Source organism: Paraplanobispora siamensis (genome assembly GCF_016863175.1).
Classification (GTDB): domain Bacteria; phylum Actinomycetota; class Actinomycetes; order Streptosporangiales; family Streptosporangiaceae; genus Planobispora; species Planobispora siamensis.
This window is the reverse complement of sequence record NZ_BOOJ01000034.1, coordinates 37,160-56,901: the sequence shown is the minus strand read 5'-3', so window position 1 is coordinate 56,901 and position 19,742 is coordinate 37,160. Positions and strand designations below refer to the sequence as shown.

At 72.8% G+C, this 19,742-nt stretch carries 18 protein-coding genes; 12 read left to right on the top strand and 6 right to left on the bottom strand.

From position 1 onward, the window contains the following. Window positions 1-152: 152 nt before the first annotated feature. A complete protein-coding gene (locus tag Psi01_RS21555; protein ID WP_204065879.1) occupies window positions 153-686 on the bottom strand; it encodes a GNAT family N-acetyltransferase in 534 nt (177 codons plus the stop codon). 108 nt (window positions 687-794) lie between these two features. On the opposite strand from Psi01_RS21555, the gene Psi01_RS21550 reads away from it, so the two are divergent. Together Psi01_RS21550 and Psi01_RS21545 are read left to right on the top strand one after the other, a co-directional pair. Beyond that, window positions 795-2,036, top strand: coding sequence for an FAD-dependent oxidoreductase (locus tag Psi01_RS21550; RefSeq protein ID WP_204065878.1), 1,242 nt, complete (start codon window positions 795-797; stop codon window positions 2,034-2,036). Window positions 2,037-2,149: 113 nt separating this feature from the next. Then, window positions 2,150-3,481 carry a class II 3-deoxy-7-phosphoheptulonate synthase gene (locus Psi01_RS21545; RefSeq protein WP_204065877.1) on the top strand — a complete coding sequence of 444 codons (1,332 nt, stop codon included), beginning with the start codon at window positions 2,150-2,152 and terminating at the stop codon, window positions 3,479-3,481. 137 nt (window positions 3,482-3,618) lie between these two features. Here the strand turns inward: Psi01_RS21545 and trxA are convergent, their stop codons facing one another. Both trxA and Psi01_RS21535 read right to left on the bottom strand, forming a co-directional pair. Then, entirely contained in the window at window positions 3,619-3,987 is a 369-nt protein-coding gene (trxA, locus tag Psi01_RS21540) for a thioredoxin (protein WP_204065876.1), read from the bottom strand. 118 nt (window positions 3,988-4,105) lie between these two features. Then, window positions 4,106-4,561, bottom strand: a complete 456-nt coding sequence (locus Psi01_RS21535; protein ID WP_204065875.1) for a protein-tyrosine phosphatase family protein — start codon at window positions 4,559-4,561, stop codon at window positions 4,106-4,108. A 128-nt stretch (window positions 4,562-4,689) separates the two neighbouring features. Between Psi01_RS21535 and Psi01_RS21530 the strand changes: the two genes are divergently transcribed. Further along, window positions 4,690-5,274: a DUF5709 domain-containing protein gene (locus Psi01_RS21530; RefSeq protein ID WP_204065874.1), complete on the top strand. Its 585-nt coding sequence runs from the start codon at window positions 4,690-4,692 to the stop codon at window positions 5,272-5,274. A 58-nt stretch (window positions 5,275-5,332) separates the two neighbouring features. Beyond that, a complete protein-coding gene (locus Psi01_RS21525) occupies window positions 5,333-5,887 on the top strand; it encodes a hypothetical protein (RefSeq protein ID WP_204065873.1) in 555 nt (184 codons plus the stop codon). A gap of 149 nt (window positions 5,888-6,036) precedes the next feature. Here the strand turns inward: Psi01_RS21525 and Psi01_RS21520 are convergent, their stop codons facing one another. Further along, a complete protein-coding gene (locus tag Psi01_RS21520) occupies window positions 6,037-8,403 on the bottom strand; it encodes an ExeM/NucH family extracellular endonuclease (RefSeq protein ID WP_204065872.1) in 2,367 nt (788 codons plus the stop codon). A gap of 175 nt (window positions 8,404-8,578) precedes the next feature. Here Psi01_RS21520 and Psi01_RS21515 point away from each other — a divergent pair, with 175 nt between their 5' ends. The 4 genes from Psi01_RS21515 (at window position 8,579) to Psi01_RS21500 (ending at window position 12,305) form a co-directional block, all read left to right on the top strand. Continuing rightward, on the top strand, window positions 8,579-9,748 hold the full coding sequence (locus tag Psi01_RS21515; RefSeq protein ID WP_204065871.1) for a pentapeptide repeat-containing protein: 1,170 nt from the start codon (window positions 8,579-8,581) through the stop codon (window positions 9,746-9,748). Between the two features lie 128 nt (window positions 9,749-9,876). Then, the gene (locus tag Psi01_RS21510; RefSeq protein ID WP_204065870.1) at window positions 9,877-10,572 is read left to right on the top strand and encodes a permease prefix domain 1-containing protein; all 696 of its coding nucleotides are present in this window, start codon (window positions 9,877-9,879) and stop codon (window positions 10,570-10,572) included. A gap of 159 nt (window positions 10,573-10,731) precedes the next feature. Further along, window positions 10,732-11,139, top strand: a complete 408-nt coding sequence (locus Psi01_RS21505) for a hypothetical protein (protein ID WP_204065869.1) — start codon at window positions 10,732-10,734, stop codon at window positions 11,137-11,139. Next, complete coding sequence (locus Psi01_RS21500; protein WP_204065868.1) at window positions 11,136-12,305, top strand: zinc-dependent alcohol dehydrogenase; 1,170 nt, start codon at window positions 11,136-11,138, stop codon at window positions 12,303-12,305. The genes Psi01_RS21505 and Psi01_RS21500 overlap by 4 nt, the downstream gene beginning before the upstream one ends. A 123-nt stretch (window positions 12,306-12,428) precedes the next feature. Here Psi01_RS21500 and Psi01_RS21495 read toward each other — a convergent pair whose 3' ends face one another. After that, entirely contained in the window at window positions 12,429-12,758 is a 330-nt protein-coding gene (locus tag Psi01_RS21495) for a PadR family transcriptional regulator (protein ID WP_204065867.1), read from the bottom strand. Between the two features lie 96 nt (window positions 12,759-12,854). Between Psi01_RS21495 and Psi01_RS21490 the strand changes: the two genes are divergently transcribed. Genes Psi01_RS21490 through Psi01_RS21475 form a run of 4 tightly spaced genes read left to right on the top strand, consistent with a single transcriptional unit; the run spans window position 12,855 to window position 18,579 of the window. Then, the gene (locus Psi01_RS21490) at window positions 12,855-14,048 is read left to right on the top strand and encodes a cytochrome ubiquinol oxidase subunit I (RefSeq protein ID WP_204065866.1); all 1,194 of its coding nucleotides are present in this window, start codon (window positions 12,855-12,857) and stop codon (window positions 14,046-14,048) included. Window positions 14,049-14,058: 10 nt separating this feature from the next. Next, window positions 14,059-14,817: a cytochrome d ubiquinol oxidase subunit II gene (locus Psi01_RS21485; protein WP_204065865.1), complete on the top strand. Its 759-nt coding sequence runs from the start codon at window positions 14,059-14,061 to the stop codon at window positions 14,815-14,817. Window positions 14,818-14,851: 34 nt separating this feature from the next. Continuing rightward, on the top strand, window positions 14,852-16,786 hold the full coding sequence (cydD, locus tag Psi01_RS21480; RefSeq protein WP_239127906.1) for a thiol reductant ABC exporter subunit CydD: 1,935 nt from the start codon (window positions 14,852-14,854) through the stop codon (window positions 16,784-16,786). Further along, entirely contained in the window at window positions 16,783-18,579 is a 1,797-nt protein-coding gene (locus tag Psi01_RS21475; protein WP_204065864.1) for an amino acid ABC transporter ATP-binding/permease protein, read from the top strand. Before cydD ends, Psi01_RS21475 begins: the two co-directional genes overlap by 4 nt. Here Psi01_RS21475 and Psi01_RS21470 read toward each other — a convergent pair whose 3' ends face one another. Continuing rightward, on the bottom strand, window positions 18,580-19,731 hold the full coding sequence (locus Psi01_RS21470; RefSeq protein ID WP_204065863.1) for an alpha/beta hydrolase family protein: 1,152 nt from the start codon (window positions 19,729-19,731) through the stop codon (window positions 18,580-18,582). Window positions 19,732-19,742: the final 11 nt, after the last annotated feature.

Here is a 19,742-nt window from a genome sequence, read left to right as displayed (position 1 = left end):
GGCCCTGCCGAGTCCCGTGGCCCTGCCGAGTCCCGTGGCCCTGCCGAGTCCCGTGGCCCTGCCGAGTCCCGTGGCCCTGCCGAGTCCCGCGGCTCAGCCGGGGCCTGGAGTCCCGCGGGGACCTGAGGTCCGCCGGGGCCGGGCGCCGGGTCTCAGCCGTCCTCGCCGTCCTTGTTGTCCCCGCCGTCCCCGCGCAGGCGGAACATCTCGGACTCCAGGTCGAAGAAGCGGCGGGTCCTGCCGAGCGAGGTCATGCCGAGCCTGCGGCACACCGCCCTGGAGGCCGCGTTGTCCGGCTTCACCAGGGCGTACACCTCCTCCAGCCCGGAGGCGAAGCCGCGCTCCACCGCCCCCCTGGCCGCCTCGGTGGCGTACCCCCTGCCCCAGGAGTCGGGGTGCAGATGCCAGCCCACCTCCACCTCTCCGTCCCCGCCGGGGATCGGCCGGAACAGCACGGTCCCCGCGGCGATCCCGCTGTCGCGCACCTGCACCGCCCAGGAACCGTACCGGCGGTCCCCCTCGTGGAAGGCGTGCCAGCCCTCCACCGCCCTAACCGCGTCGAACTCGAAGGGCGGCAGCCAGCGGGTCACCTCCTCGCGCGTGTAGATGTCGGTCATCCGGTCGAGGTCGTCCGGGGCGGCGGTCCACTCGCGGACGATCAGGCGCTCGGTTTCATAGACGGTCATGCCGGACACTCTCCCGCACCTCCGGCCGCCCCCACGTCACCCGCCAGACGGATCCGGGAGGCTTCCCCGCTTCACCGGATCGTGCCATAATTCAATGGGTGATGAATTATGACTGAGAACAGATGCGTGATCGCCGGGGGCGGCCCGGCGGGGGCCGTGCTCGCGCTGCTGCTGGCCCGTTCCGGTGTCCCGGTGACGCTGCTGGAGAAGCACGCCGACTTCCTGCGCGACTTCCGCGGCGACACGATCCACCCCTCGACCCTGGAGGTCCTCGACGAGCTCGGCCTGGCCGGGGAGTTCCACCGGCTCCCCCACCGCAAGGCGCACCGCATGTCGATCCGCACCGACGACGCCGAGATCCCCCTGGCCGACCTGTCCGGGCTCGGCAGCCGCTACCCCTACATCGCCTTCGTCCCGCAGTGGGACTTCCTGAACCTGGTGACCACCGCCGCCGCCCGTTACCCCGGCTTCCGGCTCGTCATGAACGCCGAGGTGACCGGGGTGATCCGGGAGGGCGACGCGGTGCGCGGCGTCCGCTACCGCGACACCTCGGGCGGCGCTCCGGGTCATGCTCCACAAGAGCGCGAGATACGGGCCGCCCTCACCGTGGCCGCCGACGGCCGCCACTCCGACGTGCGCCGGGCCGCCGGGCTGGTGCCGGTCGAGCACGGCGCCCCGATGGACGTGGCCTGGTTCCGGCTGCCCCGCGAGCCCGGTGACACCGGCGAGACGTTCCTGCGGGTCTCCACCGGCCACCTGATGGTGGCGATCAACCGGGAGAGCTACTGGCAGCTCGCCTACGTCATCCCCAAGGGCGGCTTCGAGGCCCTGAAGGGCCGGGGCGTCGAGGCGTTGCGCGAGCCGGTGGCACGGATGCTGCCCTTCCTCGGCGACCGTGTCCGGCTGATCGAGGACTTCGGCGACGTCAGCGTGCTGTCGGTGGCGCTCAACCGGCTGCGCCGCTGGCACCGGCCGGGCCTGCTGGTCATCGGCGACGCCGCGCACGCCATGTCCCCGATCTTCGGTGTCGGCATCAACCTGGCGGTGCAGGACGCGGTGGCCGCCGCCAACCTGCTGGCCGGGCCGCTGCTGGCCGGCGGGGAGATCCCGGAGTCGCTGCTGGCCCGGGTCCAGCGGCGGCGCACCCCGCCGACGGTGATCACCCAGTTCGCCCAGCGTGTGGTCCAGAACCGGCTGATCCGCCCGACTCTCCGCGGGGTCGCCGAGCCGGTACGGTTCCCGCGCGACGTCTCCCGCCTGCCGGTGGTCGCCCCCCTGGTGCGCCGGTTCATCGGCCTGGGCGTGCGCCCCGAGCACGTGCGGACACCCGTCACGGCCGCCCACCCCTAACGCGTGCCGGGGTCCGTGAAGCGCCCGGCGGAGTCTCACCAGGGAAAAAGACGTTCTCAATAGGTGGACATAGGGGTAAGTTCGCCGGGCCAGGTGCAATAGCCTGTCATACCGTGAGCATCAACCTCGATTCCTGGCGGCGGCTGCCCGCTGCGCAGCAGCCCGACTGGCCCGACCGCGGCGAGCTCGAGAAGGTCGTCGCCGAGCTGAGCGGCCTGCCTCCCCTCGTCTTCGCCGGGGAGTGCGACAACCTCAAGGCCGAACTGGCGGCGGTGGCGCGGGGCGAGGCCTTCGTGCTGCAGGGCGGTGACTGCGCCGAGACGTTCGCCGGGGCCACCGCCGACGCCGTGCGCAACAAGCTCAAGACGCTGCTGCAGATGGCGATCGTGCTCACCTACGCCGCGAAGGTGCCGGTGGTGAAGATCGGCCGGATGGCCGGGCAGTTCGCCAAGCCCCGATCCAAGGGCACCGAGATCCGCGAGGGCGTGGAGCTGCCCGCCTACCGCGGCGACATGGTCAACGGCCTGGAGTTCACCCCCGAGGCCCGCATCCCCGACCCGTGGCGGCTGCTGCGCGCCTACCACTCCTCCGCGGTGACGCTGAACCTGATCCGCGCCTTCACCAAGGGCGGTTACGCCGACCTGCGCCAGGTGCACGCCTGGAACCAGGACTTCGTGGCCGAGTCCCCGGCGGGCAAGCGCTACGAGCAGCTGGCCCGCGAGATCGACCAGGCGCTGGCGTTCATGCGCGCCTGCGGGGCCGACCCGGAGGAGTTCCACACCGTGGAGTTCTACTCCTCCCACGAGGCGCTCATCCTGGACTACGACCAGGCCCTGACCCGGATCGACTCCCGCACCGGCCTGCCGTACGACGTGTCGGCGCACATGGTCTGGATCGGCGAGCGCACCCGCCAGCTCGACCAGGCGCACGTGGAGTTCTTCGCCGGAATCCGCAACCCGATCGGCGTGAAGCTCGGCCCGACGACCACCCCCGAGGACGCCCTCGCGCTGGTCGAGAAGCTGAACCCGGACAACGAGGCGGGCCGGCTGACCTTCATCACCCGCATGGGCGCCTCGAAGATCCGCGACCACCTGCCCTCGCTGGTGGAGAAGGTCACGGCCAGCGGCGCTCAGGTGGCCTGGATCTGCGACCCGATGCACGGCAACACCTTCGAGGCTCCCAGCGGCCACAAGACCCGCCGCCTGGACGACGTGCTGAACGAGGTGGCCGGCTTCTTCGAGGTGCACCGCGCGCTGGGCACCCACCCCGGCGGCATCCACATCGAGTTCACCGGTGACGACGTCACCGAGTGCGTGGGCGGCGGCCGGGAGATCGTCGAGGACGACCTGGCGCTGCGCTACGAGACCGCCTGCGACCCCCGGCTCAACCGGAGCCAGTCGCTGGATCTCGCCTTCCGCGTCGCCGAGCTCTACCGCTCGGTCTGAGCTGGATTTTCCGGTTCCGTCCGGAGTTTCGGGCTTTCCGAGTCTCACGCGGAAAGCCCGGAGCCCCGGACGGGGCCCGGCCATGGCGCCGGTCTGCCCGGCGCCCCGCCGGCCGCGTCCCCTGCGTGGTTCCGGGCTTAGTTCTGGGCGCCCATCTCGTTGGCGAGCTCGGTGCGGATCGCGTCCATGTCGAGGGCCCGGACCTGCCTGATCAGGTCCTCCAGAGCCGGCTCGGGCAGCGCCCCGGGCTGGGCGAAGACGACGATGCCGTCACGGATGGCCATGACGGTCGGGATCGAGGTGATCTCGAACCCCTGGGACAGCGCCTGCTCGGCCTCAGTGTCGATCTTGCCGAACGTGATGTCCTGGTGCTTCTCGGAGGCCTTCTCGAAGATGGGGCCGAACGTCCGGCACGGCCCGCACCAGGCCGCCCAGAAGTCCAGCAGGACGATCCCCTGATCGGCGATCTCGTTGAAGTTGTCCTCGGTTACCGCGATGGTCGCCACTAGTGGCTCCTCTTTCCTCGACTCTGTACGGCTCGCATAACCCCGTACCCCTGTCGAGCATTCCATCCCCTGCGCCCCCGGCCAAAACGCACGACCTCAGCGCGGGTCCGGCGCGGATTCACGGCACCGGCGGGTGATGGGTGGCGAACCAGGCCACCCACCGGCGCTGCCAGGGCGTCTCGACCGCCCGGGGGTTGTAGTACCTGCGCGTCCACCTGACGGCCAGATGGGACGGCAGGCCCGCCAGGATCGTCATGCAGGAGATGACCGTGCCGGTACGGCCGACGCCGCCCTTGCAGGCGACCTCGACGGCCTCGCCCGAGCGCGCGCGCTCGTACAGGCGGACGATGGCCAGGGCGGTCTCGTTCCAGTCCAGCGGAAGCATGTAGTCGGGCCAGCGGGTCCATTCGTGCGGCCACAGCAGCTTGGCCTCGTGGCGGTCGCGGAGCCGGGACAGCCCGAGATAGAGCGCGAAGTCGGGAACGGGGCCGATGGGGGTCGGGTCGCGCAGTCCGCGGCCGCGGATCCATGTGCCGTCGGGAATCTGAACCGCATTGAGGAGGGAGTCTGCCATGCGGCGATTGTCATTGAATCCGGCCGTCGTGTCTTCACCCGCGCGGGCAGGTGTTCTTCCCGGATTTGTTATGTCCCCCAACGGCAGGGAAACGGGGTGGGGAAGGGGAAGCCCAGCTAGGAGTGGTGATGACTGAGAACATACCGGAGCACGATCCGCATTCGCGCCTTGAGGATGCGGGGATTCCGGACCTTCAGGACGGCACCCCGCAGCAGCAGTGGGCGGTGGACCCGCAGGAGGCTCCGCTCCCCGGTGACCGTCCCATGGCCATGGACGATTTCGGCACCACCGTCGACGAACAGATCCAGGGTGAGTCGCTGGAGGGCCGCGTCCGCCGTGAGGTGCCCGAGGAGCAGGCGATGTTCGGGGTCGATCCCGAGCAGAGGACCGGCCGGATGAGTGACGACAGGGATGACCTGGAGCTGAGTGACTCCGGCCCGGAGTCGCGCGTGACGGAGGAGAGCGGTCTGGGGGTGGGCTCCGACCTCGACACCGGTTTCGAGGAGAGTGACGACCTCGACCCGCCGTGGCTGGCCCAGCCCGAGGAGCCGTCGGGTGCCGTCTGGGACGACCCGCGCCCCGCCGGGCGGCTGGTGGCCCCAGACGAGGGTGCCCATGAGGACGCCGAGCCCGATCTGGTCGCCCGCGAGGTGGGGCCCGACATGGGCGGCTACACGGCCGAGGAGGCCGCCATGCGGGTGGAGCCCGAGTGAGCGACCCGGAGCCCGTGCCGGCCCCGTCGCAGGACCCGTCAGAGGAGAGGAGAACGCGGTGAACCAGAAGGAGCGGGAGAAGGAGAAGGAGAGAGAGCAGCTGAAGGGGACCACGTTCGATCCCGAGCTGCACAACATGGGCGGCGACGTAGGCCCGGCGTCGATCCGCGGGTCCAACGCCAAGCCGGGCGGCGATCCCGACGACGACGCCGCGCCCAAGAGCGGCTGGTCCGAGCCCATGGGGAACATGACCGGCCGCGACGACGAGCGCCCGGAGATCGCCGGCTCGGACGAGAAGTCGGTGGGCGCCAGGACGGACGAGATCGAGGGCCACACCCCGGCCTCGTCCGAGCCGCACCGCATGCCCTTCGACCCGGACGAGTCCGAGGGCGGCCCCGACTACGCCCGGCGGGCCAGGGGCCCGGTGGAGACCGGTCCCGACGACGACGGGCCCCTGCCGGACCGTACGATCCCGGACACCGGGGGGCACGTCGGGGCCGACATGGACTGGAAGGACTCCGACGTCGACGACCCCGACGGGGGGTCCGGCCGGACCGACGAGGGCGACGGCGGCTACCTGCCCGGCGAGGGGACCGGCCGCCCGCCCGTCTGAGCGGGTGCCTTCCCGCCCGACTGGGGACCGACCCGCCTGACCGGAGCCTCGCCCGCCCGGGAGAGGCTCCCGGCCCGGAGAACGACGGACCCGCTCCGCCGCGGAGGCGGAGCGGGTCCTTTGCGTTCACGGCCGCGTGGGCGGCTCGGTCAGCCCCGGCCTCCGGGGATGGTCAGGCCGACGATCACGGGGTCGTGGTCGGAGGAGCGGAACGCGTCGGGCTTGTACAGGCCCGGCGGGTTGAACTCCATGTTGTAGTCCAGCGCCCTGGGCTCGTCGGAGTTGATGTGCCAGATGGTCGCGCTGGTCACCCGCTTGAGCAGCTGCCTGCCGACCAGGGCGTGGTCGAGCTCGCCGACCTGGCCGTCGAACAGGTAGCTGTAGCGCAGCGGGGCGGGGACGAACCTCTTCGTCACGCTGGTCAGGCCGCCGGCCTCCAGGACGTCGATCGGGTCCTCCTCGCCGTAGGCGTTGAGGTCGCCCAGCACCAGCGGGTTGGGCAGGTCCAGGCTCTCGATCAGCCCGAGCGTGGCCTGGGCCTGACGGACGCGCTCACCGTTGTAGCAGCTCTGCCCGTCGCCCTGGTCGGCGTCCGGGCCGGTGGCGTCCTCGTCGCAGCCCTTCGACTTGTAGTGGTTGACCAGGACGGTGAACGGCTGGCCGCCCTGGACGCGACGGAAGGTCTGGATCAGCGGGGGCCGCCGGAAGACCGGGTCCGTCGAGGACTGGGCCGCGCCCACGAGCTGGACCTTGGCCGGCTTGTAGATCATCGCGACGTGGATGAGGTCGGTGCCCGGGTAGGGGTGGGCCAGGGCCGCGTAGGTGCCCGCGCCGACCTCGGCGTTGAGCGCGTCGACCAGGGCCTGCACGGCGGTCTGGCCGTTGTTCTGGACCTCCATCAGGCCGACCACGTCGGCGTCCATGCCCTTGAGCGCGGCGACCAGCTTGGTCAGCTGCCGCTGCTGCTCCTCGGCGTTGCTCGCGCCGCGCGAACCCAGGGTGGTGAACCAGTTCAGGGTGTTGAAGCTGGCCACCGTGACGTTGCCGACCACCGGGAACGGCTTGGACAGGCGCGGGTTGGTGCGCAGGAAGGAGATCGGCTTGGTGGGCTGGAGGCGGTACTTGCCGAACCCGTAGCCCATCACGCCGGTGACGCCGAGGGTGGTGTCGCCCAGCCGGACCACGCGCGGGTCGGTGTGCGGGGTGACCGGCGGGTTCTCCACGCCCGAGCCGTCGTCCACCAGGAGCGTACGGCGGGCGTTCAGGTCGGCCTCCACGCCGGGACGGTCGGTCGGCTGGTAGATCCGGCCCTCGGAGGAGAGGTTGATCTCGCCGTAGCGGGCCAGGTTGTAGTGGTCGCTGACGCTCAGCACCTCGGGGAAGGTGACGAGCATGCTCTCGACCGGCTCGAAGGTCTTCCCCTCGGCGCGCGGCAGGCTCTGCTTCACCGGAGCGATCGTGCCGGTGCCGCAGACGTCCACGGCGGTGACCGAGGTCAGCTCGGTCCAGCCGTTGAACTCCACGACCCTGCCGGTGACCAGGACCCGGTCACCGGCCTTGACGTCCTTGAAGGAGGCCCGGGCGAAGGCGAACAGCCCGTCGGAGGTGGCGGGGTCGGCGTCGGGCGTCGGGTCCTGCAGGAAGAACCCGCTGAGCTGGTTCGTCTCCTGGAAGTCGGCGGTCACCACGCCCTCGACGCGGACGGTCCGGCCGGCCAGCGGGCTGGCGTCGCCGCTGCCCTGGACCTGGGCGATCTGGTGGGTGACCGGGGTCTCGCACGGCGCGGTCGTCGGCGTCGGGGTCGGCGTCACCGTCGGGGTGACGGTCGGCGTGGGCGTCGGCGTGGGCTCGACGTCGCCGCACGGCGCCGCGGCGGTGGCCCGGTTGCGGGGCGCCGGGGCGCCGGCCTCGATGTCGGAGCCGTTGACGTCGGTGTCGGTGCAGCCGCCGGCCTTGCGCAGGCCCGCGGTGGTGTTCGACAGGCCGGGGGCCGCGGTGCCCTCGAAGTAGTTCGCGGTGCCGTAGCCCACGAGGTCGGCGATGAGCGCGGTCTGCTCGGGGGTGCAGGGCAGGGAGCCGCCGTTGCAGGCCAGTCCCTCTGCCGAGCGGACCAGGGCGACCTTGCCCGCGCTGCCGCTCATGTTGGCCGTGCCGGTGGTGTCGGGCGCGGGCAGCGCGGCGCCGTTGGCGCCGCCGGCGAGCTGGACGAGGTGGTACTGACCGGGCGCGAGGGTGCCGGACAGGGCGACCGCGTTGGCGCTGAAGGGGCCGGTGCCGGTGGCGCTGGCGTACTGGACGGACCAGCCGTCCAGGGTCACGGGCGCGGAGCTCCGGTTGAACAGTTCCACGAAGTCGTTGGCGAAGGTGGCGCCGCTGTTGCCGCCGCCGCCGTAGACCTGGCTGACGACGACGGAGCCCGGCTCGGCCAGGGCCGGGGTCGTGGTGAGGGTCGCGACGCCGGCGGCGGTGACGCCGACGGCCGCGAGGGCGGCGAACGCCCGGGATAAAGCACGCATAGCAGGAGCGTAGAGCCCCACGGATCCTCTTACGTTCCCCTATATATGGACGGAAGGTGAAATCGGGAAATCTTGACACTTCATGTCGATGAGCACACGCCAACGCTGGCTGCCCTTGACGTAGCTCCGGATCTCGGAGGTATCGCCCGCCCCTCCCCGGGGGTATCACTGGGACATGAGACCCCTCGACATGGGCTGGGTCGTCTGCGCCGCCTCCCCCGAATGCACCGGGTCGGCGCGGCAGCCGTACGGGCGCTGCCTGGCCCATCTGGAGCGTGACGAGCTCGACGATGTCGTGCGCGGCCTGGCTCCCGGGTCCCCCGTCGACCTGCGGGGCACCGTCGTCAGCGAGGCCCTGCTGGAGCAGGTCCTGACCGCCACCCGGCGCACCCTGGGCAGGGCCCGGTTCGACCGGGCCGTCTTCCCCGACGAGGCCCGCTTCGGGGCCGTCCTGTTCGGCGGCGACGCCTCCTTCGACCACGCGGCCTTCCATCGCCTGGCCTCCTTCTACGACGCCCGCTTCACCGGCAACGTCTCCTTCGGGGAGGTCAGGTTCGCCAGGGAGCTGTCCCTGCACGGCGTCGCGGTGACCGGGCACGCGGCCCTGGACCGGGTGGTCGCCGGCGGCGACGCGCTGTTCGGCTCGGCCCGCTTCGGCCGCACCTCCTCCTTCCGCCACGCCGAGTTCCGGGGGTTCACCAGCTTCGACGGCGCGCTGTTCGCGGGTGACGCGGGCTTCCGGGGCTGCCGGTTCGGCCGTACGGTCTCCTTCCACAAGGCCCGCTTCGACGGGCTGGCCGGGTTCGAGGCGGTGCGGTTCTCGGCCAGGACCTATCTGACTCCGGCCGTGACCGGGCGGCGCCTGACCCTGGCCGGGGCCCGGGCGAGCGGCGCCCTGGAGCTGTCGGCCGCGGGCTGCCCGGTGGACCTGCGGCGGCTGCACGCCTCCGGGGAGCTCACCGTCCGGCTGCAGGACGCGGAGGTCGACCTGGAGGAGGCCACGCTGCGCGGCCCGGCCGCCGTCATCGGGCGGGGCGCCGCCCGGGTGGTCTCGCTGCGCGGCGTCGAGGCCGAGTCCCTGGAGCTGACCCGCCTGGACCTCACCGCCTGCCGCTTCGCCGGGCTCCCGCGCCCCGACCGGGTCCGCCTGACCGGGTGCGCGTTCGCCGCCCCCCGGGGCCTGCGGTTCCCGCCGAAGTGGCCGCTTCTGCGCTGGTGGCCCGGGCGGCGGCGGGCCGCCGGGGAGCATCCCTGGCACGAGTGGTCCTCGCCGCCCGCCGATCCCCCCACCGATCCGCCCGCCGACCCGCCCTCCTCCGGACCCCCGGCGCACTTGGCGGGATGACCGGCCTCCGGGTCTTCTCAGGGAGGTCCCCGATGCGGGGCCCGCGGGCATCGGCCAGGATGGGGTTGCCCGGCGTCCCGCGACGGGGCCGCACCCCTGGAGGACGGGACCGCACCCCTGGAGAGACAATGACGAGCACCGGAGTCATCGACGACTACGTCACCGGGCTCAGCCGTGCGCTCAGGGGACCCAGGGGCCCCAAGCTCGACCTGGTGACCGAGGCCCGCGACAGCCTGTTCGACGCCGCCGAGGCCCTGGAGTGCGACGGCCTGGACCGGGCCGAGGCCGAGCGCGTCGCGGTGCGGGAGTTCGGCACGATCGAGGAGATCGCGCCGGGATACCAGGAGGAGTTGTCCGTCTCGGCGGGCCGCAGGCTGGCCATCCTGCTCTTCGTCGCCGTGCCGATCACCGCGATCATGTGGAACACGATCTGGCAGATCTTCCCGACGAACGTCGTCTCCTACACGGCCGCGCCGCACTGGTTCATCCCGGTGGCGCGCGCGGTGGACGGCCTGCAGATCGTCATCGGCGCGATCGGCGCGATGGCGCTGCTGGCACTGGGCCGGGGCAGGCGCAGGATCCGGCGGCCCGAGCGGGTGACCCGGGCGCTGGCGGTGTTCGTCTGGGCCATGGTGCCGGTCATGTTCGTGCTGTGCAGCGCCCTGATGTACGGCTCGAACGGCCCGGTCGGCTTCTCCGACTACCCTCCCGGCCTGGTCGCCACCGCGGTGAGCTACGGCCTGTGGGCTCTGAAGGTCGCTCTGGCCACGCGGTGCATCGGCGTCACCCGGCACCGGGCGCCGGCCGTGACCCGTCCGTCCTGACCTCCTCGGCCGGTCGCCTCCGCGCGGGGGCCGCCATCGGGCTCTCCCGGCCGTGATCGCGGCCGGCGCGTCTCCGCTCCCCGCCTGGCCGGGGCGGTCGGCGGTTTTCCTCCGGAAACCCGGGGCAGGGCGGGTGGCCCGACGACCGAGGAGGCCACCATGGTCGCAAAACGAAGCATCGCCGTCGCCGCGCTCGCCGCGGCGGGCGTCGTCGCCGTCCGCAGGGCGCGTGCGCATTCCGGGCTCAGGCCCGGTCCCGCGGAGTGGTTCGCCGTCACCGTGGCGTGCGATCCCGCGGAGCTGTCCGCGGCGAACCGGCCGGACGCGCTGGCGGAGCTGGCCGAGCACCACGAGGTGCGGATCACTCCGGCGCCCGGCGGCCGGGGCACCGAGCTCGCCGTGCGCTCGGCGGACGGATCGGTCCGCGAGCGGGTCAGGGCGATCAAGCAACTCCTGGAGACCGGCGAGGTCCTGCGGGTGGAGGGCCAGCCGGAGGGGCACCGTACCGTGCTGGGCCGCGCCGCCCTGCCGGTGACCCGGCAGCTGATGAGGAGGGGCGTGCGATGAAGGCGCTGTGCTGGGCGGGTGTGAACGAGCTGGCGGTCCAGGAGGTCCCGGACCCGGCGATCCTCAACCGGCAGGACGTCGTCGTCCGCGTCGTCGCGAGCTCGACCTGCGGCTCCGACCTGCACCTGCTGGACGGGTACGTGCCCACCATGATGGCCGGGGACGTCATCGGCCACGAGTTCCTGGGCGAGGTGGTGGAGGTCGGCCCCGACGTGCGCGAGCGCCGGGTCGGCGAGCGGGTGGTCGTGTGCTCGATCATCGGCTGCGGGCGCTGCCGCAACTGCCGGGCCGAGATGTGGTCGCTGTGCGACAACAGCAACCCCGACCCCGGGTTCCTGGAGACCCTCAACGGCCACGCGACGGCCGGCATCTTCGGCTACTCCCACGCCATGGGCGGCTTCGCCGGCAGCCACGCCGAGTACATCCGCGTGCCGTACGGCGACGTGAACGCCTTCCCGGTGCCCGAGGGGGTGGCCGACGCCAACGCGGTGTTCGCCTCCGACGCGGTGCCGACCGGATGGATGGGGGCCGACATCGCCGGCATCCGGCCCGGTGACGTGGTGGCCGTCTGGGGCTGCGGCGGGGTCGGTCAGATGGCGATCCGCGCCGCCTACCTGATGGGGGCCGAGCGGGTCATCGCGATCGACCGTTTCCCCGAGCGCCTGACGATGGCCGCCGAGCGCGTGGGCGCCGAGACGCTCGACTACGAGAAGGTCGACGTGCTCGACGCACTGAAGGAGGCCACCGGCGGCCGCGGCCCCGACGTGTGCATCGAGGCCGTCGGGATGGAGGGCCACGGCACCGGCGCGCAGTACGCCTACGACCGGATCAAGCAGGCCACCCGTCTGCAGACCGACCGGGGCCTGCCGCTGCGCCAGGCCATCCACGCCTGCCGCAAGGGCGGCACCGTCTCGGTTCTCGGGGTCTATCTCGGCTTCGTCGACAAATTCCCCATGGGCGCGGTGATGAACAAGGGCCTCACCCTGCGCAGCGGCCAGCAGCACGGGCAGCGCTACATCCCGATGATCCTCGACCGCATGTCGCGCGGCGAGATCGACGCCTCCCACCTGCTGACCCATCCGATGAGCCTGGACGACGGCCCCCGGGGCTACGAGCTGTTCAAGAACAAGGAGGACGGCTGCGTCCGCGCCGTCTTCACTCCCTGACCCCTCCCCCGTCCGCGTTCCCCCATCGGACCCGGAGCCCGCCCGACGCCGGGGCTCCGGGTCCCTTCATGCCGGCGTCCGTGATCCCGCGGGACCCTCATCCGCCCGCGGTCCCCGGGACTCTCATTCGGCGGTGCGCGGCTCCAGCACGCTCGCGATCGTGGTCGCGAACTCCCGCCAGGCCGAGCGCTCTCCGGCCAGCGCCGTACGGCCCGCGGAGGTCAGCCGGTAGGTGCGCCGTTTGCGCCCGCCCACGGTGGCCCACTCGCTCGCCAGGTATCCCGCCTGCTCCAGGCGGCGCAGCGCCGGATAGACCGTGCCCGTCGGCACGTTCAGCACGCCGCCGCTCCGCGCCTGCAGCGCCTCGATGATCGCGTAGCCGTGCAGGGGCTCGGCCTCCAGAACGGAGAGCAGCAGGGCGTCCATGTGCCCTCGGAGCGCGTCGGTGTTCACGTCCCTCACCCTACCTCTCACATAGACAGACTACATGTAGGCGTTCTACATGTAGAGTGTCTATAGATAGGCAGACACAATGATTGAGGTGACGCCATGGACGTGCTCGACCTGGCCCGGTTGCAGTTCGCGGTGACGGGGAGCCTGCACTTCCTGTTCGTCGTGCTGACGCTGGGCCTGGCCCCCCTCGTGGCGATCATGCAGACGCTCTGGACATTCCGCGGCAACCCGGTCCACGAGCGGATGACCCGCTTCTGGGGCCAGATCTATGTGATCAACTACGCGCTGGGCATCATGACCGGCCTGGTGATGGAGTTCCAGTTCGGCCTGAGCTGGAGCGGGCTGTCGCACTACGCCGGGGACGTCTTCGGCGCTCCGCTGGCCATCGAGACCCTGGGGGCGTTCTTCCTCGAGTCCACGTTCCTCGGTCTGTGGATCTTCGGCTGGCACCGGCTGCCCCCGAAGCTCCACCTGGCGTGCATCTGGATCGTCACGCTGACCGCCTACGCCTCGGCGTTCTGGATCATGGCGGCGAACGCCTTCCTGCAGAACCCGGCCGGCGCCGTGGAGCGGGGCGGCCACCTGGAGCTGGTCGACTTCGGCGCGATGCTCACCAACCCCATGCTCGTCTTCGCGCTCCCCCACGTGATCGGCGCGGCCCTGCTCACCGGCGGCTGCGTGGTCATGGGCGCCAGCGCCTACCACCTGTTCCGCAGGACCGCCGAACGGGAGTTCTTCACCAAGTCCCTGCGGCTCGGCGTGGTCGTCGCGGCGATCGGCGCGATGGTCGCGGTCGGCTTCGGCTTCGCGCAGTTCGGCCCGGTCGGGGAGTTCCAGCCGGGCAAGTTCGACGGCGGCGCGCCCCTGGTGATGGCGGGCTTCGGCTTCATGATCCTGATCGGGGAGCTGCTCCAGCTCTTCATCGCGTTCTTCCTGCTGCCCGTCATCTACTGGCTGCCGCGCTGGCGCTGGGTGCACCCGATCGTGATGCTGATCACTCCCCTGCCGTTCGTCGCCGCGATCCTGGGCTGGCTGGCCCGCGAGGTCGGCCGCCAGCCCTGGCTGATCTACGGCAAGCTGACCGTGGCCGACGCGATGTCCCCCGGGCTCACCTCCGGGACGATCACCCTCTCGCTCGTCGCCTTCACCGCCGTGCTCGGCCTGCTCGCGGTGGTCGACTATCTCCTCATCGCCCGCACCGTGCGCCGCGGCCCCGCCGCCGCCACCCTCGGCGTTCCCTCCGGTCCCGGCGGCCCCGCCCCCGAGCGCGCCACCGCGCTGAGCCTGTAAGGAGACATCGATGGACATCCTCTGGTTCGGCGTCTTCGCCGTCCTGGTACTCGGTTACTTCGCCCTGGAGGGCTTCGACATCGGCCTGGGCATGCTCCTGCCGTTCCTCGGCAGGACCCGGGAGGGCCGGGACCGGATCGTGGCCGCCATGGCGCCGTTCGTGCTGGCCAACGAGGTCTGGCTGGTGGCCGTGGCCGGCGTGCTCTTCGGGGCCTACCCGCGCGCCGAGGGCGAGGTCCTGTTCGGCCTCTACCCGCTGGTCGTCGCGCTGCTGGTCTCGTGGATCCTGCGCGACGCCGGACTCTGGTTCCGCCGCCGCCTGGACGGCCGCGCCTGGCGGACGGGCTGGGACTGCATCATCTGCCTGGGGTCGTACGGCCTGGCGTTCGGCTGGGGCGCCGCCCTGGTCGCCCTGGCGAGCGGGATGTCGATCACTCCGCTCGGGCTCGCCGGCGGGGTCGCGGTCGCCGCGGCGCTCGCCTTCCACGGCTGGACCTTCGTCTCCTGGCGGCTGCCCGGCCGGGTGACGGGGGCGCGCCGGGGCGGGAGGGCGCTCCTCGCCTCGGCCTGCGTGGCCGCCGCGCCCGCCGCGGCGCTGCTGGCCGGGGCCGCCCCCTGGATCCTGGACCACACCGCCCCCGCCGATACGCTGAATGTGCTCAGCATCATGATCCTGCCCCTCGCACCGATCATGCTCGCGGGGCAAGTATGGGTGTGGCGCGCGTTCGGCCCCGGACGGGCACCGGAACGCACCCTGTCCTTCTTCTGACCCCTACGGGGACCCCGGACCCCCTAAGGCACGCATGCACAAGGATCTTCTGCGGCTGGCGCGGAGCGAGCGAGCCGTCCGCCGTCACCTGGCCCTCTGCCTGGCCGCCGCGGTCCTCGCCGGACTGCTCGTCCTGGTCCAGGCGGAACTGCTGGCCGGTGTCCTGTCCGGACGGTTCGCCGTCGCCGCCCTGCTCCCGCTGGCCCTGGTCGTCGGGGCCCGGGGGGTGCTCGGCCTGGTCCAGGGCATGGCGGCCGGGCGCACCACGACCGCGGTGAAGTCGGTCCTGCGCCACCGGCTGCTGTCGCGGCTGCGGGACCTGGGCCCGGCCCGGCCGACCTCGCACCGCTCGGGCGAGCTGGTGACGCTGACCGGCCGGGGCCTGGACGCCCTGGACCCCTATCTGAACGGCTATCTCCCCTCGGTCGCGGTGGCGGGCGTCGTCCCGATCGCCGTGCTCGTCCGGCTGCTCACCGCCGACCTGGCCAGCGCGGTGATCGTGCTCGTCACGCTCCCGCTGATCCCGGTCTTCGGCGCGCTGGTCGGCATGCACACCAAGGCCGTCACCGAACGCCAGTGGCGGGCCCTGTCCCGCCTCGGCGGGCACTTCCTCGACGTGGTGCGCGGCCTGCCGACGCTGCGCGCCTTCGGCCGGGCCCGCTACCAGGCGGACGTGATCAGGCGGGTCGCCGACGAGCACCGGGCCGCGACCATGCGCACGCTGCGGGTGGCGTTCCTGTCGTCGCTGGTGCTGGAGCTGGCCGCGTCGCTGTCGCTGGCCCTGGTCGCGGTCCCGATCGGTCTGCGGCTGCTGGGCGGGACGCTGGACCTGTCGACCGCGCTGCTGGTGCTGCTGCTGGCCCCGGAGGCCTACCTGCCGCTGCGGAACATGGGCACCAGGTTCCACGCGGCCATGGAGGGCGTCGCCGCCGCCGACCAGGCGTTCGCCGTACTGGACGCCGAGGGCGAGCCGGCCCCGCGGCCCGCCGCCCACGGGAATGCGTCCTCCGTTTCCCCAGACGGGCCGGAGCGAAGGGCCCCGGAGATCCGGTTGGAGAACGTCACGGTGCGCTATCCCGGCCGCCGGGAGGCGGCGCTGGAGGACGTCTCGCTGGTGATCGCGCCGGGCGAGCGGGTGGCGCTGGTCGGCGAGAGCGGCGCCGGCAAGAGCACCCTGCTGCACCTGCTGCTCGGCTTCCTCACCCCGGAGCACGGCCGGGTGCTGGTCGACGGGGCCCACCTCGCCGCCGGAGCCTGGCGGCCGGCGTTCGTGCCGCAGCGCCCGCACCTGTTCGCCGTCTCGGTGGCCGACAACATCCGGCTGGGCTCCCCCGGCGCGACACCGGAGGAGGTCCGCGCCGCCGCCCGGGCCGCGCACGCGGACGGGTTCGTGGCGGAGCTGCCGGAGGGCTACGACACGGTGCTCGGCGAACGCGGCGCGAACCTGTCGGCCGGACAGCGCCAGCGGGTCGCGCTGGCCCGCGCGTTCTGCCTGCCCGGCGCCGACGCCCTGCTGCTGGACGAGCCGACCGCCCGCCTCGACGGCCGGAGCGAGGCCGCCATCGTCGCCGCGACCCGCGACCTCGCCGAAGGCCGGACGGCGGTGATCGTGGCCCACCGCCCCGCGATGATCGACCTCGCCGACCGGGTGATCAGAATCGCCGACGGCCGGATCGTCTCCGATCGGAGAATCCCCCGGAATCCCCCCGACGACCGGGACCTCTCCACCTCCGGGACCTCTTCCGGCCGGGACCTCCCACAGGCCGGCGCCATATCCGGCCGCCCGGATTCCGAGACCTCTCCCGACCGGCGCATCGCGTACACCGGTACCGCGCCTGACCGTCCCACCGGAGGGACTCCCGGCGCCGGTCGCGATATGTCCGACGCTGACGCGCCGGACATATCGGATATATCTCCCGACGGGTTCGATGACAGCGTTTCCACGGCGCAGGGCGGAGAGTCACGATGAGCCGGACAGGTAAGCGGCTCGCCCTCGCGATGGCGGCCGGGGCGGCGGCGGAGCTGGCCGGGCTGGGGCTGATCGGCTCCGCGGCGTGGCTCATCACCCGGGCGGCCGAGCAGCCGCCGCTGGCGGCGCTGAGCGTGGCGATCGTCGGGGTGCGGGCGTTCGCGACGACCAAGGGGGTCTTCCGGTACGGCGAGCGCCTGGCCGGGCACGACGTCGCGCTCCGCGCCCAGGCGACGACCCGGGAGGAGCTCTACCGGGCGCTGGTCCCGGCGGGCCCGCTGAACCAGCGCGGGGCCGACCTGCTCAGCCGCATGGTCGACGACACCGACGCGGTGCAGGACCTGCTGGTCAGGGGGCTGCTCCCGGCGGTCGCGGCGCTGGTGACCGGGCTCGCGGCGGTGACGCTGGGGCTGTTCCTGCTCCCCGCGGCGGCGCTGGTGCTGCTGGCCGGGCTGCTGGTCGCCGGGGTCGCCCTCCCCTCCGGGGTCGCCGCGATCACGCGGCGCCGGTCCGCGCGGATCGCCCCCGCCCGGGCGGAGCTGGCCGCCCGGGTCGCCGACCTGCTGCACGGCTCGGCCGACCTGGCCGCCTACGGGGCCACCGACCGCGCCCTGGCGGCCTGCGAGGAGGCGGACGCCCGGCTGGCCGTGCTGGAGCGGGGCCAGGCCCGGGTCAACGCGGTGGCCGCCTGCCTGGGGGTGCTCGCCCAGGGACTGACCGTCGTCGGGGTGGTGCTGGTGGCCCAGACGTCGGGCGCCGGGACCGTGGCGACCGCCGTACTCGCGCTGACCTCTCTGGTGTCGTTCGAGCCCGTGCTGCCGATGGCCGCGGCGGCCGAGCGGATGACCGGGGTGTCGGCCGCCCTGCGCCGCCTCAGAGAGGTCCGCGCGACCCCTCCCGCCGTCACCGAGCCGGAGCGGCCGGAGCGGGTGCCCGGCGGCCCGCTGACGGTGGAGGTCGAGAACCTGGTCGTCCGCCACAGCCCCGGCCGCCCTCCCGCCCTGAACGGCGTCAGCCTGACCCTCACCCCGGGCAGGCGCGTGGCGATCGTCGGCCCGAGCGGCGCGGGCAAGAGCACCCTCCTGGCGGCCCTGATGCGCCTGGTCGAGCCCGAGTCGGGCACCATCAGACTGCACCCCCTCGCCTCCGGCTCGGACTCCGACGGCCCCCCGCACCGCGCGAAGGCGCGGGAAGCGGGGAGCGACGGCACCTCGCACCACGCAGACGCGCGGGGAGCGGGAAATCGTGAGCCGGGAGTCGATCTGCGGGAGGTTTCCCCGGATGAGGCCCGGCGGGTGATGACGGGGCTGACCCAGGATCCTTACGTGTTCCAGGCCTCCTTCCGGGACAACCTGCGGCTGGCCGGGCCGGAGGCCGGGGAGGAGGAGATGGCCGAGGCCGTACGGCGGGCGCGGTTGGAGACGTGGGTGGAGCGCACCGGGTGGGACACCCCGCTCGGGGAGGACGGGCGGACGGTCTCCGGCGGGCAGCTGCAGCGGCTGGCGCTGGCGCGGGCGCTGCTGAACGACCCGCCCGTGCTGCTGCTGGACGAGCCCGCCGAGGCACTCGACGAGGAGACCGCCGACGCGCTCATGGCCGACCTGCTCGACGCCACCAGGGGGCGGACGACGCTGCTGGTCACGCACCGGCTGCGCGGCCTGGAGGAGGTGGACGAGATCGTCGTGCTGGAGAACGGCGTGGTCGTCCAGCGGGGAACCCACGACGAGCTGGTGGAGGTCCCCGGTTACTACCGGGACCTGTGGCGCTCGGAGGCGCTGGTCTCCCGGCGGTGATCACGACCGGCCGCACGCCTCGGGGCAGAACCTGACCTCGGGGTGGCTCGGCGACGGCCCCTCCAGCAGGGGCTGCCGCTGCGACTTCAGGTGCCGGTCGAGGAAGGCGGCCACGTAGGTGCGGGTGAGCTCGGCGGCGCGCGCCGCGTCCAGGGCGCCGTAGGGGGGCTCCACGCCGAGGACGCCCATCAGCAGCGGGCCGTCGGTGAAGGACTGGTGGTCCGCGCCCGTCAGCACGATCCAGCGCTTCCACCCGGTCAGCAGCTTCCAGTCGCGGTCCCAGGAGGTGTCGCGTCCGCCGGGGACGTGCTGCGGCGCGCCGATGAACATGAACGGCCGGGAGAAGCCCTCGGGGATGCGGGCGTAGGTGGTGCCGTCCATGTCGATCCCGGCGCGCACGCGCGAGTCCTCCACCATGGCCGCCATCGCGCCGGCCCCGCCGATCGACTGACCGACCATCGCGATCCGGGAGCGGTCGATCCGGCCGGAGCCGTCCCATTCCGACGGCAGCCGGTCGAGCACGAAGGAGACGTCGGCCGCCCGGCCCCGGACCACGCCCGTGCCGAAGCCCGGGTCGCTGTCGCTGTCGCACGCGATGCACTCCGCGACGCGCCCGCCGGGGAGGGTCGTGACGTAGCTCTCGTAGGGATGGTCGATCCCGGCCACGACGTATCCCCGGCTGGCCAGGTCCTCGGCCAGGGACGTGAGGGTGCTCACCGGCTTGGTGAAACCGGGTGAGAGCACCACCAGCGGGAGCTTCCGCCCCGCGGGCCCGGCGTCCTCGACGGCGTTGGTGCGCGTCCTGCTCAGCGTGTCGGGCGGCACGCCGGTGATCCTGGCGCCTTTCAGGAGGAGCTCCGACTCCTTCGGCGTCATGTACGGCGCCCGCCGCCCTTCGCGCCGCTCGGCCGGGTACCACAGGGTGACCTTGAGCTCCCGGGCGTCGGCGTCGAGGTTCCAGGGGTCGGGGCGGGAGGTGTCCTTCAGGTACAGGGCGGTGGTGCCGACCGGATGGGGGCCGGTGGGGGCGGGCAGGGTGACGGGTCCGGTCGGCGTGGCCGCCACACCGGCGGGCCGGGGCGGGGTGGGCGCGGAGCAGGCGGACGCGGCGAGGACGGCCAGTCCCGCGGCGACTGCCAGGAGCTGTCTCATCGGGAGGTCCA

Bases quoted from the DNA above. Each gene is read 5' to 3' on its own strand.
- Psi01_RS21555 (WP_204065879.1), bottom strand. From the start codon at position 686: ATGACCGTCTATGAAACCGAGCGCCTGATCGTCCGCGAGTGGACCGCC.
- Psi01_RS21550 (WP_204065878.1), top strand. From the start codon at position 795: ATGACTGAGAACAGATGCGTGATCGCCGGGGGCGGCCCGGCGGGGGCC.
- Psi01_RS21535 (WP_204065875.1), bottom strand. From the start codon at position 4,561: ATGGCAGACTCCCTCCTCAATGCGGTTCAGATTCCCGACGGCACATGG.
- Psi01_RS21530 (WP_204065874.1), top strand. From the start codon at position 4,690: ATGACTGAGAACATACCGGAGCACGATCCGCATTCGCGCCTTGAGGAT.
- Psi01_RS21520 (WP_204065872.1), bottom strand. From the start codon at position 8,403: ATGCGTGCTTTATCCCGGGCGTTCGCCGCCCTCGCGGCCGTCGGCGTC.
- Psi01_RS21515 (WP_204065871.1), top strand. From the start codon at position 8,579: ATGAGACCCCTCGACATGGGCTGGGTCGTCTGCGCCGCCTCCCCCGAA.
- Psi01_RS21510 (WP_204065870.1), top strand. From the start codon at position 9,877: ATGACGAGCACCGGAGTCATCGACGACTACGTCACCGGGCTCAGCCGT.
- Psi01_RS21505 (WP_204065869.1), top strand. From the start codon at position 10,732: ATGGTCGCAAAACGAAGCATCGCCGTCGCCGCGCTCGCCGCGGCGGGC.
- Psi01_RS21500 (WP_204065868.1), top strand. From the start codon at position 11,136: ATGAAGGCGCTGTGCTGGGCGGGTGTGAACGAGCTGGCGGTCCAGGAG.
- Psi01_RS21490 (WP_204065866.1), top strand. From the start codon at position 12,855: ATGGACGTGCTCGACCTGGCCCGGTTGCAGTTCGCGGTGACGGGGAGC.
- Psi01_RS21485 (WP_204065865.1), top strand. From the start codon at position 14,059: ATGGACATCCTCTGGTTCGGCGTCTTCGCCGTCCTGGTACTCGGTTAC.
- cydD (WP_239127906.1), top strand. From the start codon at position 14,852: ATGCACAAGGATCTTCTGCGGCTGGCGCGGAGCGAGCGAGCCGTCCGC.
- Psi01_RS21475 (WP_204065864.1), top strand. From the start codon at position 16,783: ATGAGCCGGACAGGTAAGCGGCTCGCCCTCGCGATGGCGGCCGGGGCG.
- Psi01_RS21470 (WP_204065863.1), bottom strand. From the start codon at position 19,731: ATGAGACAGCTCCTGGCAGTCGCCGCGGGACTGGCCGTCCTCGCCGCG.